Below are 421 nucleotides of genomic sequence, written 5' to 3'. Positions count from 1 at the left end.
GATACAAGATTTAGCCTACATACGTAGTATGAATGTCACAGAATATATACGCCAAACAGCTGTGGGTAATCGGATTAAACCGACAGTCATTGAATATCCAAAAGAACAAATAATAATGGATGATTCTCATTCAAAGAATGATATAAATGATTGGCATAAAGTCATTGACCAGCTGAAAAAAGATAACGAGGCACTCAAATCCAATAACCAAGAACTCCAGCAACATATTCATCAACTGGAAGATGAGATAGACCCAATGAGACAAGAAAATGACGTTTTTCATCATTTATTACAACATTTTGATAGTACAGCATTTATGGATTTCAGTACATATCGTGATGATCGCCCTTTAAAAAATGCGATTAAACGATTGAAAGAACAATAAAAAAGCAAGCGACTACGATAATTGATAGTCGCTAGC

1 protein-coding gene is annotated in these 421 nt (G+C 34.2%); it reads left to right on the top strand.

All coding sequences use genetic code 11. The features are described 5' to 3' along the window. Positions 1 to 385, top strand: a 385-nt coding sequence (locus H1S01_RS20860) for a hypothetical protein (RefSeq protein WP_207732456.1), incomplete at its 5' end; no start/stop codon positions are given. Positions 386 to 421 lie beyond the last annotated feature (36 nt).

Source organism: Heliobacterium chlorum (assembly GCF_014502795.1).
Lineage (GTDB): Bacteria > Bacillota > Desulfitobacteriia > Heliobacteriales > Heliobacteriaceae > Heliobacterium > Heliobacterium chlorum.
Note: the sequence above shows the minus strand (reverse complement) of the source record. Positions and strands in the feature narration are given on the sequence as shown.